This window comes from Vannielia litorea (assembly GCF_018424695.1).
GTDB classification, from domain to species: domain Bacteria; phylum Pseudomonadota; class Alphaproteobacteria; order Rhodobacterales; family Rhodobacteraceae; genus Vannielia; species Vannielia litorea_A.
In genome coordinates, this window is sequence record NZ_QTNQ01000058.1 from 1 (window position 1) to 13,862 (window position 13,862).

The following is a 13,862-nucleotide window of genomic DNA, read 5'->3' on the forward strand; positions in this document are numbered from 1 at the left end:
GCCCCGCAGCCCGGCCACCAGCAGGGCCAGAACGTCGCGCGTGCTGAACCGCCCCGCCTCGAAGCGCTCGACGAGTTCCATCAAGGTGCCCACCTCCAGCGCCTCCTCCAGCTCCGCAAGGGCACCCAGCGTCAGCTTGCACCGGTGCTCAGCGCCATCCAGCACCAGCACCGCTTCTCCTGCCCAGGGATTGACCATGCTCAGATCGCCGTGAAGCTCAGCACGCCCGCCGAAGCCAGCGCCAGCTCATAGGTGGCCTCGCCGTCATGGCTGCCCGCATATTCGACCGAGGTGATCTGAAACGGCCCCTCCACCACGCCGAAGTTCGGGATGATGACCTGAAAATCGGGCGTCTCCCCGTCAAAGAAGATCTGCCGCGCGCGCTCGTCGCTGTCCTCGTCGCGAAACACGCCCGAGCCGCTGATGCTGGCGCTCTTCACACCGGCCCCCGCCAGCAGTTCGCGCCAGCCGCCCTGGCTTTCCAGCGAGGTCACATCCACGCTTTCCGCGTTGAAGCTCACCCGCGTCGCGCGCAGCCCCGCCACCGTCTCGAACAGGCCCGAGCCGGTCATGTCCATCTTGATCAACAGATCCTTGCCATTCTGGGCAACCATTTGCGTTCTCCTTGAGAGTAGAGGTCAGTCGTCGATCCAGGCCGCGAAGCGCAGGTCGATCCGGCGTTGATCGCCCTCGCCCACTCTGCGGGCGCGGGCACGTTCGAAATTCAGGCTCACCAGCGTGCCACGCGTGAGCGCAAGATCGGCATCCAGGAACGCATCGCTGATGGCCCCGGCAATCTGCTTTGCCGTCCCGAAGCCCGCGGCATCCGTCACCACGCTCACCGTGAACCGAAAGAGCGCCGCCTCGCCGGTGCAGTCTCCGCGTGAAAGCGCATCCTCCGGCCCGAGGCTCACATAGGTGCCCGGCGGCGTGCCCGGCGGGGCCGCATCGTAGATGTCGCTGCCCACAAGGGCGGTCACCCCCGGATCGGCGAGCAGGTGCTGATACACAGCCGCCTGAAGGGCCGCTGATGCTCCATAACTCATGCCGAAACCTCCTCTCGCGCGTAGCAGGTCAGGTAACGGCCGAAGGCATCGCGCTCCGCCACCGCAAGAATGCGATAAATCCGCTGGCCCTCCCTGAACCTCTGTTCCGGCTTCGGGCGGCTCATCGCGCCTGGCGGCGCGGCCCGCACGGTAATGCGATAGGGCACCGAGGAGACGGTCAGGAACTCATCCGCCTTCTCGCGCCCGGAGCCCGATTTCACTTCCGCCCAGAGCTGTCCCAGCTCGGCCCAGGTCTCGCTCCAGCCACCAAGCCCGTCGGGCACACGTTCGGGCGCTTCCAGCACCAGCACCCGGTTCAAGACCGGCGGCCCCTTCATGTCCGCCCCCCGGTGATGCGGATCGAGCGCCACCGCTCGATGAGCGCGGAGACACCATAAGGGATCACTCCCTCACCGGGCCGCGCCTCATGCCGGTAGTCATAGTAATGCCCCGCCAGCAGCAGCACCGCCTGGGCCAGATCCGGGGGGATGTCGCTCCACGCCGGACCGAAGCCCGCGTCGAACTCGATCACCACCTTCCCGCCCTTGGGAATACCGGGAAAGGCGGTGCCGGTGGCCCGGATGCGGGGGCGGTGCGTGTCTGGCTCGAGCCGGTACTTGCCCGGCTCCACCACCGCCTCCCAGTCCAGCAGATCCACCGTTTTCACGGAGGTAATGGCGCTCACCGGGGCCACCGGCAGCGTCATCACGTCATCCCCCCGCCAGCCCGCCAGAACCCAGCGGAAATCGCGTTCCAGCAATACCTTGCCGGTCCATGCCTCCACCGCCGCGAGCGCGGCCCGCAGCAGCGATTCCAGCAGCCCGTCCTCCGCACCCTCGTCGGAAAAGCCGGTGCCCATCCGCAAATGCGCCTTGAACTCGGTCACCGGCAGCGCCGCCGCCTGCACCGAGGTCAGCTCGGTCAATATCATGTGTCAGTCTCCCGAAAAGTCTCGGCCCTCCCCCTTGGGCGCGGGTGGCCACGGGCGCACGCCCCATGCGCCACCCGGACGGAGGGGAGCAGCATCGGCACCGCATGGTGCAGCCGGTTGCCCAGCCACGCGGCGCGCGCCCGTGTTCCTTCCCGAGCGGAGCAATCCGCACCGCCCGGGCTGTCCGGCCTCAGGAGGCCGAGAACTTCAGGAGCTTGATCGCCTCGAAGTCGCTCACATCGCCGCCCACGCGCTTGGTGGCGTAGAACAGCACATGCGGCTTGGCGCTGAACGGGTCACGCAACACCCGCAGGTCGGGCCGTTCGGCAATGGTGTAGCCCGCCTGGAAGTCGCCGAAGGCGATGGCATGGGCATCGGTGGCAATGTCGGGCATGTCCTCGGCGATGAGCACCGGGTAGCCCAGCAGCCGGGCCGGCTCACCGGCAGCCAGCCCGTCCGACCACATGAAGCGCCCGTCGGCGTCCTTCAGCTTGCGGATCGAGCCGGCGGTCTTCGAGTTCATCACGAAGGTCGCATTGGCGCGATACTCGGCGCCCAGGGCATAGACCATGTCCACCAGCGCGTCCGCATCGCCGATATCGCCATCGGCCCCCGTGGCGATGTAGCCCAGCTCTCCCCAGCTCTGGCTGCCCTCGGCCACGATGGTGTGGTCAAGAATGCCGGTCGGCTTGTCGGAGCCGTCGCCGTTGATGAAGGCCGCAGCCTCCGAGCGGGCGAACTTCTTGGCGATCCGGTCGGCGAGCCAGCCGTCGATGTCGAAGGCAGAGTCGTCGAGCAGCCGCTGGCTGGCCTTGGGCAGGGCCGAAAGCTCATGCAGCGGAATGGTGATGCGCTCGATGGTGGGCGTGTCGGTTTCCACCGCCGCGCCGGATTCGGTTGCCCATCCCGCGCCCAGATCGGCCCGGTCGATCAGCACGTCAAAGGAGGTCGCCTCCACGGTGACGACATTGGCGATCGCCCGCAGGCTCGCGGTGCTCGACAGCACCGTCTTGATCGTCGCCGAGGTTTCCGGGTCCACCAGGTAGCCGCCGTCGCCTGCCACCGCCGTCGACAGGCCCTTGCCCTCGAGCTCGAGGCCGCGCAGTCCGTCGTCATCGCCATTGCGCAGATAGGCGTTGAAGGCCTTCTGATGCGGCGCACCGACCTCGTTGGCAGCGGCAAGGGCCGGACGTCCGGCAGAGATGTTCTTTTTCTGAAGCATGGTCAGTCGCTCTTCCTGTTTCTGAACGCGGGTGTGAAGGTCGTCCTGGAACGATTTGAATTCGCCCAGAAACTCCGTAAGCGCCGAGGCCACCTCGGCCACCGGCGTTGCCTTTTGGGTTTTGGTTTCGGGCACGCTCCGCCCGCCCCCGGACCCAGTCTCGGGAGTGCTCATGGCAATCCTTCCTTTGATGAGAATGGTCGGAGGCGCATCCGCCCCCGAAGGTTCAGGCGGCCTTAGCCCGCCAATGCCCGGCGAGCCGCCCGAAGCGCCTCCGCCAGCTCTTGCCAGCCCTCGTCCGCCTCCGGGGTCTCCCCCTTGGCGCCCGAAAGCCGCGCCTCTCGAAGCATCGGGAAGGTCACAAGCGACACCTCCCAAAGCTCCAGATCGTGCAGCAGCCTGCGGCCCTGCGCGTCCTTTTCCGCCCGCTTGGTGCGATAGCCGATGGAGAGCCCGTCAATCGCGCCCGCGTTGATCAGCGCGGCCGCCTCCCGGGCACGGGCCACGTCTTTCAGCAGCCGCCCCCGCACGAACAGCCCCCGGCGATCCTCTCGCACCTCGTCCCAGATGCCGATGGGCTCGCGCGGGTCGTGCTGCCACAGCATCTTCACCGCCTGCCCCTTCGCCGCCATGGCCTTGAGCGAGCGCGCATAGGCCCCCGCCACCACCACGTCGCCGCCCTGATCAGCCGCCCCGAAAAGCGAGGCGTAGCCCGCGATCTCGTAGCTCTCGTCAACCGCCAGCTTTGCGTCCGGCGCACAAAACTTGTGCTCCAGATCGGCCCCGTAATCCTTTGCCATCGCTTGCCTTTCTCCGTTACCCATCGCCCGCCTCCAACGGCGGCAACCCAAGAAGCTGCCGCTTTTCCGCCGCCGTCAGAAAATCCGCCTCGCTCACCCGCCGCCACTGCGCCTCGCGCTCGGCGGCAAGCGCGGGCACCCCGTCGAGGTCGGGCTTCAGCTCCACCGCCTCGCCGCCAAGGCCCGAGAGCCAGTCGCCAAGCGCCCCCGCCACCTTGGCCACCAATGGCAGCACAGTGAGGCGGTAGAACGCCCGGTTGGCCTCCTGATAGTTGGCGTAGGTCGCCTCACCGGGGATGCCGAGCATCATTGGCGGGACGCCGAAGGCCGTAGCGATCTCGCGCGCTGCCGCCTCCTTGGTCTTCTGAAACTCCATGTCCGAGGGAGAAAACCCCATCGGCTTCCAGTCCAGCCCGCCCTCCAGCAGCATCGGGCGGCCCGCGTTGGCCGCGCCCTGGTGGTGGCTGGCCATCTCGTCCAGCAGCCGGTCGTATTGGTCGGCGCTCAGATGCCCCGACCCATCCGCGCCGCGATAGACGATCGCCCCCGAGGGCCGCGCCGCGTTGTCGAGCAGGCCTTTCGACCACTTCGAGGCCGCGTTGTGCACGTCCAGCGCATTCGCCGCGGCCTTCAGCGGGGACAGGCCGTAATGGTCGTCCTGCGGGTGGAACGCCTTGATATGGCAGACAGGTTTGGCCTCTCCGCTCACGTCGAACCTGTGCTTCCGGCCCGCCACCGCGTATTCATAAGCCACCGGCCAGCCATCGCCGCCGGGCACCACGTTCATCCGGTCCGAGCGCAGCACATGCAGTTCCACCGGCAGGCCCAACTCGCCCGCCACCGCCTCCACATAGCCGTTGCCCGAAAGCAGGATCTGCCCGAAGAGCGCCTCCAGCAGCTCCGCCCGCCCCTGTGCCGGGTTCGGGCGGCGCAGCAGATCGGCCACCGGATGGGTCTCGTAACGGCGCTCGCTGTCCTGGCAGATGAGCGGCACCGCGGCGGCGGCCTCGGCAATCAGCTTCACCGCGCGGAACCCCACCGGATTGCCGGTGAAGCCCGTCTTGGTGAGCGAAACCGTGTCGCGCGGGCTCCAGGCCACCCGCCCCGCGCCGTGATAGGCAATCACCGGGCCGGTCGCCGATGCCTTTTGCTCGGGCACAGCGCCGCCGCCCGGCTCCCGCTTGAGGAAGTCGAAGACCATCCGTCTCTCCTTTTTGATTGTCCGTCGAGCGGGCAATCCGCCCGCCAGTCGCCCCGCCTAGAGGCTCCGCATTGCCGGCCGCCGCCACTTGGCCGCGGGCTCGAGGATCAGCTCCGTCAGCGCCCAAACCAGCGCGTCCACCCGATCCGGCGAGCCGCTGCCCTGATAGCCCTGCGCCGTCATCCGGCCCATTTCCTCTTCCAGCTCGGTGAGCCCGGCCATGTGCCGCACCCGCCCCTGTTCATAGAGCGCCGCCACCGGCTCGGCCCGCGCGGCCTTGCCCCGCGAGGCCCGCACCGCCTTGAAGGCCACCGTCGGGTCCACCTGCCGCAGCAACGTCTCCACCAGATCGCCGCCCTGGTTGACCTCGGCCACCACCTTGTCGGCGCCGTGGCGCTCGGCGGCCCTCAGCGCCGCCCGTGCCCAATCCAGCGGCGAGGCCGCCTGCACGCTCGCATCCTCCAGCACAACCGCGCGCCAATCCTGCGGCGCGTCACCCCCCGCTTCGAGCGCGGCCACGATGATCCCGCAGGCGTCAGAGCCCTTGTGCCCGGTCACCGGCGGATCCACCGCCACCACCACACGGGCCAGCTCCGGCACCGCGTTGATGCGCGCCGCTTCCAGCGCCTCGTGGCGCCACAGCGCGCCCTCGACATCGTCGAGCATCACGCCATCCAGCTCCTGCCGTCCCAGCCGGGTGCCGCCATAGCGGGCGCGCACCTCCTCGAGGAAGGCCGGGGCCAGCCAGGCCTTGTTAGCCTCGGTCCCGGCACGCGTCACAACAGTGCTCTGCCGCTCCAGCAGGTCTCGCAGCAGCGCCTGCTTGCGCGGCGTCGTCGTCACGCACATGCGGGGGCTGTCGCCCAGCCGCAGGCCGAACTGGAGCATGTCCCAGGCCTCCTGCGCCTTCTTCCATTTCGCCAGCTCATCCACCCAGGCCCCATCAAACTGCGGCCCCCGCAGCGCTTCCGGATCATGGGCCGAAAACAGCTGCGCCACCGCCCCGTTCGGCCACTCCAGCTGCTTGCGCCCCGCTTTCCACTCCGGTCGCCGGTCGGGCGGTGAGCAGGCGAGGAGGCCGCTGTCGCCAAACACCATCACCTCACGCGCCTGGTCAATGGTTTCTCCCACCAGCGCAATCCGCCGACAGCGCCCCTCATCGAACGGGCCGCTGCCCTCCACCTGCGCGCGCACCCACTCCGCCCCGGCGCGCGTCTTGCCCGCGCCGCGCCCGCCCAGGATCACCCAGGCCCGCCAGTCGCCCTCGGGTGGCAGCTGATGCGGCAGCGCCCAGAACTCGAAGAGCCAGGGCAGCGCCGCCAGCGCCTCAGCGCTCAGGCTCTCCAGGAAGCTCTCCTGCATCTCCGGCGGCGCGGAGGCGAGCCAGGCGGCGCCCGATTTCAGCCCGGGCAGTGTCGAGGTCGAGCACGCCTCCGCCGGTCCGCTCTCCGGTGTCGCGGTCGCCTGCGCGCCCTCCGCCACCGCCTCGCTTCTGGTGTTCCTCAACAATCTCTTTCTCCTGATAAGCGGCAAGCAGCACCCGGCGGAGATAACGCATCTCCTCCAGCAAGAGCCCCGTTTCGGTCTCCGCCCGTTCCACCTCTTGCCCTATGCTCGTCACCAAAGCCCCCACCCCCCTGGCCAGAAGCTGCTCCGTCGCAGGCGGCACGCCGCCTGCGGCCCCGTCCTCGCGGTCGGGTCGATCATCCATGGTCATGTCTCGCTAGAGGCCGGTGTCCTGGCAGACCGGCATTAAAAAAGCGGCCCACCCTCACAGGTTGCCGCGCCCACCTCTCTCATCTTGTCACAACCTATAGATGAGACCGTTCGCAGAGTCAAGCCAAATCGGCGAGCGCCGCGCGCTAACCGTTTGTTTCGTTAGGGTTTTCTTAACGTCCTGAAACAGCGCCGCACGGCCGGACATGGGCCAAGCCCTTCATTTCGGGGGCCAATTCCCCTCCTTGATGCGCTTCTTCACCTCGGCAGGTTCATAATATTGGCCTAGCATCCCGCGCTCGTTCAGCAGCAGGCGCACCTTTTCCAGGGCCTGGCCGCGTTCGGTTTCCTTCGGCACGCGGCTGGTTGCAGCTAGGTAAGGCAGCGTCATGCCGGCCCGGTCTACCGCGCCCAGAAAGGCGCCGCGCTCGATCAGCCACAGGGCCACCGGCCAGTTGTCGGCCACCGCAGCCTTGAGCAGCGGGGTCGCGCCCTGAAAGCCCGGCGCCTCGATATCGCCGCCCCCATCGAGCAGAATCTGAATCTTCGCCAGTTCCTCCCGCTCCACCCACCAGTGGATGATCGGCAGGCCGTCCGGCCCCTTCTCCTCGATGTCGACGGTGCTCATCACCCCTCCAATCTCAATTATGCCGAGGCGCGCGGCGCCCCATGTGCCCGCGCCAAGCACAGCGAGGGCGGCCACCGCCCCGATGGCCCAGCCGCGCGGGCTCACGTGCAGCCATTGTCCGCCTGATCCTGGCGAATCTCCTGCTCCTGGGCTTCCAGCGAGCGTTGCATCTCCTCGATGGAGTGGAAGCGAAGCTGCTGGTTGGCCTTTTCCTGCGCCGCCCGCTTGGCGTCGAGCGCGGGCTGCTCGATGAAGTCGGGCACGTAGTTGTCCGAATCCGCCATCTGGCGCGGAACCCTGTCACTCTCCGCCCAGATCGCGGTCGGCTCCATTTCTCGCCGGTTGCCGAAGGCCTCCGGCATCGGGCTCCAGCGATGGTCCTGTGCCGCGTTCAACGGGTCGGTCCGCAGGTAGTAGGCCTGCACATCGGCGTCGGTGTTGCCGCCTTCCATGGTGTCCTCATGCAGACCGGCGGCATTGAACGTATAGGCCGGCTGCCCAGAGGCCACCGCAGCTGCGCTGGCCATGCCACCGCCCAGCGAGTGGCCAGTATAACGTACCTTGCCCGGCTGCGCCGCGTTGGAGCGGCGGCCGATCTCGTTGGCCCGGTTGTAATACTCCGTCTCCATCCCAAGGCCCTGGCCCACGTTGGCCCCCCAGTCTCCGCCCGAGGTGGGCGTCGTGCCCTCGAATGCCACGGTATAGGTCTCTTCGCCCGTCACCGGGTTGGTGTGCACGAAAACATCCGCGTTGAAGTCGCTGTCGGGCATCGCCGTCATGTCGGTCGTGCCATCATGCAGGCCAAGCGCCTCAAGGTCTGCCTGCGTGGCGCGGCGGGTGTTGGCGGGCAGGTCGCCGCCCTCGCCGTCCAGATAAGCCGCAGCCGACATCGCGGCCATGTCCTGTGCGGTCTGGTTCTCGGCCAACTCGGCGGCCAGCGTGACGCAAACGGGGCGCGGGTTCATGCCCGGCATCGCGCCGGCCCCGCCCCCGGCCCCACCGGCTCCGGCAAAGCCGATCAGAACGTTGGGCTGGCCCTTGGTGATAATGCCGCCCTTGGCCGTCGGATCGCCCATCCGCGCGGCGGGCTGGTTCATCACAAGCACGGTCGGCGAGCCGAACACGATCGCATCCACCGCCGCCGGCGGCGGGCCGATGCAGGCGCAAAGATCGCCAAGCCGGGCCTGCGGCAGACTTCCGGTCAAGACCGTAATGGCACAAGGCGGGATGATGGGTAACCCGGGCGGAACGGGGCACAGCGAACAGACATGCGTGTCCGTGATACGGGCGGCGGGCTGAGACATGACAATAGATCCGTAAGTGTAATGCTCTCCATGAAAGCATCGGGCGGCTCCCTGTCAAGGTCACCGCCCGAAAATCATACGGCAATCTCGGCGCGCGCGCCCGTCGCTAGTTGTTGCCCTCGGCCTCGCTCGCCGCGCGCTCCGCCTCGATCTCCCGCCAGCGGGCGACGTTCTCATTGTGCTCCTCAAGCGTCTCGGCAAAGGCATGCCCGCCGGTGCCATCGGCCACGAAGAAGAGGTAGGGCGTGGTCTCGGGGTTGAGCGCGGCCTCGATGCTGGCACGCCCCGGATTGGCAATCGGTGTCGGTGGCAACCCGTCGATCACATATGTGTTGTAATCCGTCCGGCCCCGCAGCTCACTCTGGCGCAGCCCCCGGCCAAGCGATCCCCGGCCCTGCGTGACGCCGTAAATCACGGTCGGGTCGGTTTGCAGCTTCATCCCCTGCTCAAGCCGGTTGACGAAAACGCTGGCCACCTGCGGGCGCTCCTCGGGCTGGCCAGTCTCTTTCTCGACGATGGAGGCCATGATCAACGCTTCTTCTGGGCTGTCATAGGGCAAGCCCTCGGCGCGCTCGGCCCAGGCCTCAGCAAGGATCGATTGCTGCGCCACCTGCATCCGCTCGATCAGCGCGGCCATGTCCGAGCCCCGGCGCACTTCGTAGCTGTCGGGCGCAAGGCTACCCTCCGCGGGCACCTCCACCTCGCCTTCAAGAAAACCCGAAACCTTGAGGCTCTCCACAACCTGCCAGCTCGTCACCCCCTCGGCCAGCGTCACCCGAAACCGCACATCGGCCCCGGCGGCGCCCTCGGCATATTCGGCTGGCGCCTCCTCTTCGGCAGGGGCGAACTTGGCAACCTCGACGTAGTCCTGCGTCGCCGGATCAAGCTCGCGCATCACCAGCTCGGCCCGCAGCACCCCAACACGGTAATTCACCTCGGTGCCACAGGTGCTCCGGCCCGCCGTGGTGATGCTGTCGATGATCTCCTGCATCGAGGCCCCGGCGGGCACGAGGAAGGAACCGGCCTTCAAGTCCTGCGTCCGGTCGGTGTATTCGGCCCCCATCCGGAAGATCATGCCATTGCTGATCGCGCCCCGCTCTGAGAGCTCGTCACTGACCGCGCCCATGTTGGAGCCGGGCCGCACCTGCAGGCAGATCGCCTCCGCAAGCGGCCCTTCGCCCACATACTGCTTCTGCGCCCATGTCACGCCCACAGCGAGGCCGATCATCAGAACGATGAGTATCGTCAGGCCGTTGGAGGCCAATGCACGCCACATCAGTCGGTTACTTTCCGCATGATCAGCGAGGCATTGGTGCCCCCGAAGCCAAAGCTGTTGGACAGCGCCACATCGATCTCGCGCTCATGCTTGGCATTGGCCGCAAGGTTCAGCTTGGGCGTCACCGCCGGATTGTCGAGGTTGATCGTCGGCGGCGCAACCTGGTCACGGATCGCCAGCGCGCAGAAGATCGCTTCCACCGAACCCGCCGCGCCCAGCAGGTGCCCGATGGCCGATTTGGTGGAAGACATGGTGGCCTTGGCCGCCGCATCCCCCATCATCCGCTCCACCGCGCCCAACTCGATGGTGTCGGCCATCGTCGAGGTGCCGTGGGCATTGATGTAGTCGATGTCCTCCGGGCTGATGCCAGCGCGCTTGATCGCCGCCTCCATCGCCCGGTAGCCGCCATCTCCATCCTCGCTCGGAGCGGTGATGTGATAGGCATCGCCGGAGAGGCCATAGCCGATCACCTCGGCATAGATCTTCGCACCCCGCGCCTTGGCGTGCTCGTATTCCTCCAGCACGACAATGCCCGCGCCCTCGCCCATGACAAAGCCATCGCGGTCTTCGTCATAGGGGCGGCTGGCGGTTTCGGGCGCATCGCCCCGCTTGGTGCTGAGCGCCTTGCAGGCGTTGAACCCGGCAATCCCGATCTCGCTGATCGGAGATTCCGTGCCGCCCGCCACCATCACGTCAGCGTCGCCCCACTGGATCAGCCGGGTGGCATCGCCAATCGCGTGAGCGCCCGTCGAACAGGCCGTCACCACCGCATGGTTCGGGCCCTTGAACCCGTATTTGATGCTCACCTGCCCGCTGACGAGATTGATCAGCGCGCCCGGAATGAAGAAGGGGCTCACGCGCCGTGGCCCGCGCTCCTTCAGCAGCACGGCGGTGTCGGCAATCGAGTTCAACCCGCCAATGCCGGAGCCGATCATCACCCCGGTCCGCAGCAGGCTCTCCTCGTCCTCCGGCGTCCAGCCGGCATCCTCCACCGCCTGCATCGCCGCAGCCATCCCGTAGAGGATGAAATCATCCACCTTCCGGCGGTCCTTCGGGGCCATCCAGTCGTCGGGGTTGAAGGTGCCATCGCTGCCGTCCCCCATAGGGATCTCGCAGGCATAGGTGGTGGCCAGATGCGAGGCATCGAAGCGAGAGATCGTTCCCGCGCCCGACTTGCCTGCCAAAATCCGGCTCCAGGTCTCTTCCACGCCACAGGCCAGAGGAGAAACCATCCCCAGTCCGGTAATCACGACACGCCGCGTGCTTTCAGCCATCCGCTCGGCCCCCATTCTTGGTGTTCTCGGTCGGTTCAATTACACGGGATTGCCCCGGCGCGGCAAGGCACGATCCTCGCTGCCGCGCGGCATCCCGCCCGGACTTCACTGAAGAATTTTCACGAAAATTCTTCCAGGCTCCAAAAATCTTCACGAAGATTTTTGGCCGCGGCACGAAAAGTCTTCTCAAAGACTTTTCGGATCGACCAAATGAAAAACGGCGCCCGAGGGCGCCGCATTCGTCCGTAGTGTCGATCCTGAGATCAGGCAGCGTCAGAGATGAACTTCACCGCATCGCCGAAGGTCTGGATGGTCTCGGCGGCGTCGTCGGGGATCTCGATGCCGAACTCTTCCTCGAAGGCCATGACCAGCTCGACGGTGTCGAGGCTGTCGGCGCCCAGGTCGTCGATGAACGAGGCGTTCTCGGTCACCTTGCTCTCTTCCACGCTCAGGTGCTCGACAACGATCTTCTTTACCCGATCAGCGATATCGCTCATGAAATCTCTCCGTCAGTGTTTCCGGGCCTTTGCGCCCTTCCGGTGTCCCTTGCCCCGGGTGGAAACCCCACCAAGGCCCTGCCTGCCAAGGGCAATGTGCCCGAGGCCGCTCGAAATGTGCGCCGCCTATAACACGGTTTCAGGCGGACGCAAACGCTTTCCCAAGGGCACAAAATCGCGCCCCCGGCATCAGATCATGGCCATCCCGCCGTTCACGTGCAAGGTCGTTCCAGTGGTATAGCCCGCCTCGTTACTGGCCAGATATAGGGCGGCGGCGGCGATCTCGCCAGCATCGCCCATGCGCCCGGCGGGGATCTGCTTCATGATCCCCTCCTTCTGATCGTCGTTCAGCTTGTCGGTCATCGCCGTGGTGATGAAGCCGGGCGCAATGCAGTTCACGGTGATGTTCCGGCTCGCCACCTCATAGGCAAGGCTCTTGGACATCCCCACAAGCCCGGCCTTGGAAGCCGCATAGTTGGCCTGCCCGGGGTTCCCCGTCGCCCCGACCACCGAACTCACGTTGATGATCCGGCCCCAGCGATTCTTCATCATGCCGCGCAGCACGCCCTTGCAGAGCCGGAAAGCGGCGGTGAGGTTCACCTCGATCACCTGCGCCCACTCCTCTTCGCTCATCCGCATGAAGATATTGTCGCGTGTGACCCCGGCGTTGTTCACCAGAATATCCAGGCTCCCCATCGCCTCGATCGCCTGCTTGGGCAGCGCGTTGACGGCTTCGGCATCGCCCAGGTTGCAGGGCAGCACATGCGCCCGCTCGCCCAGCTCAGCGGCCAGCGCCTTCAGCGGCGCTTCGCGGGTGCCGCTCAGGCCCACGGTGGCCCCCGCGCCATGCAGCGCCTTGGCGATCTCGCCGCCAATACCGCCGCTTGCGCCGGTCACCAGCGCGCATTTGCCCGTCAGATCAAACATCTCTCGCTCACTCCTCGTTCAGCGACGCTGCGGCCGCCTTTACATCGTCCGGCGTACCCACAGCGCGGGTCGCCACGTCCTTGTCGATCCGGCGGATCATGCCCGAAAGCGCCTTGCCTGCGCCGATCTCCCAGATCTCGGTCACACCCTCATGCGCCATGAACTGCACAGACTCGCGCCAGCGCACCCGCCCTGTCACCTGCTCCACCAGCAGCGAGCGGATCGTCGTGGGGTTGCTCGTGGCATGGGCCAGCACGTTCGTCACCAGCGGCACCGCCGGGTTTTTCATGTCGACCTCGGCCAGCGCCCGGGCCATCACCTCCGCCGCAGGGCCCATCAGCTCGCTATGAAACGGCGCGGAGACCGGCAGCAGCATGGCACGCTTCGCGCCCCGCTCCTTGGCGATCTCGCAGGCCGCCTCAACGCAGGCCTTGCTGCCCGAAATGACAACCTGCGCCGGGTCGTTGTCATTGGCCGCCTGGCAGATGCCGTTTTCCGCGGCATCCTTGGCCACGGCCACCACCGCCTCGAAGTCCAGCCCGAGGATCGCGGCCATCGCGCCCTCGCCCACCGGAACGGCAGCCTGCATCGCTTCGCCCCGCGTGCGCAGGAGCCGTGCCGTATCGGCCAGCGAGAAGGTGCCCGCAGCACAGAGCGCCGAATATTCTCCAAGCGAGTGACCGGCCACGTATTTCGCTGCTGTCACCTCTACGCCCTCGGCCTCCAATGCCCGCATCGCGGCGATCGAGGTCGCCATCAGCGCCGGCTGGGCATTGGCCGTCAGCGTCAGCTCTTCCGCCTCGCCCTCCCATATGAGCGCGCTCAGCTTTTCTCCCAAGGCCTCGTCGACCTCTTCGAACACGGCTGCCGCCGCCGGATAAGCATCGGCCAGTGCCTTGCCCATCCCGATCACCTGCGCGCCCTGACCCGGAAATACGAATGCCCTCATGGCCCCCTCCTGAGGTTGTTTTTTCCGTCCTACCCCGTCCCGGCTCATGCCACAAGGGAAGCGCAGGCCAGATCGGTTACGCGCCAGCCCC

Annotated in this window: 16 protein-coding genes; all 16 read right to left on the reverse strand. The window is 66.9% G+C overall.

Annotated elements, in window-relative coordinates; translation table 11 throughout:
- A partial coding sequence (locus DYI42_RS16825) for a GTA-gp10 family protein (protein WP_213547292.1) occupies window positions 1-198 on the reverse strand: 198 nt, incomplete at its 3' end.
- Between the two features lie 2 nt (window positions 199-200).
- Window positions 201-614 (reverse strand): phage major tail protein, TP901-1 family, encoded by a 414-nt coding sequence (locus tag DYI42_RS16830; RefSeq protein WP_213547301.1) that lies wholly within the window; start codon window positions 612-614, stop codon window positions 201-203.
- A gap of 24 nt (window positions 615-638) precedes the next feature.
- Window positions 639-1,046, reverse strand: a complete 408-nt coding sequence (locus DYI42_RS16835; RefSeq protein WP_213547303.1) for a DUF3168 domain-containing protein — start codon at window positions 1,044-1,046, stop codon at window positions 639-641.
- Window positions 1,043-1,384 (reverse strand): head-tail adaptor protein, encoded by a 342-nt coding sequence (locus tag DYI42_RS16840; RefSeq protein ID WP_213547305.1) that lies wholly within the window; start codon window positions 1,382-1,384, stop codon window positions 1,043-1,045. The genes DYI42_RS16835 and DYI42_RS16840 overlap by 4 nt, the downstream gene beginning before the upstream one ends.
- Complete coding sequence (locus DYI42_RS16845; RefSeq protein WP_213547309.1) at window positions 1,381-1,977, reverse strand: head-tail connector protein; 597 nt, start codon at window positions 1,975-1,977, stop codon at window positions 1,381-1,383. Before DYI42_RS16845 ends, DYI42_RS16840 begins: the two co-directional genes overlap by 4 nt.
- 190 nt (window positions 1,978-2,167) lie before the next feature.
- Window positions 2,168-3,373, reverse strand: coding sequence for a phage major capsid protein (locus DYI42_RS16850; protein ID WP_213547311.1), 1,206 nt, complete (start codon window positions 3,371-3,373; stop codon window positions 2,168-2,170).
- Between the two features lie 62 nt (window positions 3,374-3,435).
- A complete protein-coding gene (locus DYI42_RS16855) occupies window positions 3,436-3,999 on the reverse strand; it encodes an HK97 family phage prohead protease (protein WP_213547313.1) in 564 nt (187 codons plus the stop codon).
- Between the two features lie 16 nt (window positions 4,000-4,015).
- Window positions 4,016-5,200, reverse strand: a complete 1,185-nt coding sequence (locus DYI42_RS16860) for a phage portal protein (RefSeq protein ID WP_213547314.1) — start codon at window positions 5,198-5,200, stop codon at window positions 4,016-4,018.
- A 57-nt stretch (window positions 5,201-5,257) separates the two neighbouring features.
- A complete protein-coding gene (locus DYI42_RS16865) occupies window positions 5,258-6,562 on the reverse strand; it encodes a DNA-packaging protein (protein ID WP_213547347.1) in 1,305 nt (434 codons plus the stop codon).
- Window positions 6,563-7,136: 574 nt separating this feature from the next.
- Complete coding sequence (locus tag DYI42_RS16870) at window positions 7,137-7,544, reverse strand: ankyrin repeat domain-containing protein (protein WP_213547315.1); 408 nt, start codon at window positions 7,542-7,544, stop codon at window positions 7,137-7,139.
- A gap of 101 nt (window positions 7,545-7,645) precedes the next feature.
- Window positions 7,646-8,848, reverse strand: coding sequence for a PAAR domain-containing protein (locus DYI42_RS16875; protein ID WP_213547316.1), 1,203 nt, complete (start codon window positions 8,846-8,848; stop codon window positions 7,646-7,648).
- Window positions 8,849-8,954: 106 nt separating this feature from the next.
- Window positions 8,955-10,124, reverse strand: coding sequence for an endolytic transglycosylase MltG (gene mltG / locus DYI42_RS16880; protein WP_213547317.1), 1,170 nt, complete (start codon window positions 10,122-10,124; stop codon window positions 8,955-8,957).
- Complete coding sequence (fabF, locus tag DYI42_RS16885) at window positions 10,124-11,398, reverse strand: beta-ketoacyl-ACP synthase II (protein ID WP_213547318.1); 1,275 nt, start codon at window positions 11,396-11,398, stop codon at window positions 10,124-10,126. The genes mltG and fabF overlap by 1 nt, the downstream gene beginning before the upstream one ends.
- Before the next feature lie 263 nt (window positions 11,399-11,661).
- Window positions 11,662-11,895, reverse strand: coding sequence for an acyl carrier protein (locus DYI42_RS16890; RefSeq protein WP_213547319.1), 234 nt, complete (start codon window positions 11,893-11,895; stop codon window positions 11,662-11,664).
- 189 nt (window positions 11,896-12,084) lie between these two features.
- Window positions 12,085-12,822: a 3-oxoacyl-[acyl-carrier-protein] reductase gene (fabG, locus tag DYI42_RS16895; RefSeq protein WP_213547321.1), complete on the reverse strand. Its 738-nt coding sequence runs from the start codon at window positions 12,820-12,822 to the stop codon at window positions 12,085-12,087.
- 7 nt (window positions 12,823-12,829) lie between these two features.
- On the reverse strand, window positions 12,830-13,771 hold the full coding sequence (fabD, locus tag DYI42_RS16900) for an ACP S-malonyltransferase (RefSeq protein WP_213547322.1): 942 nt from the start codon (window positions 13,769-13,771) through the stop codon (window positions 12,830-12,832).
- Window positions 13,772-13,862: the final 91 nt, after the last annotated feature.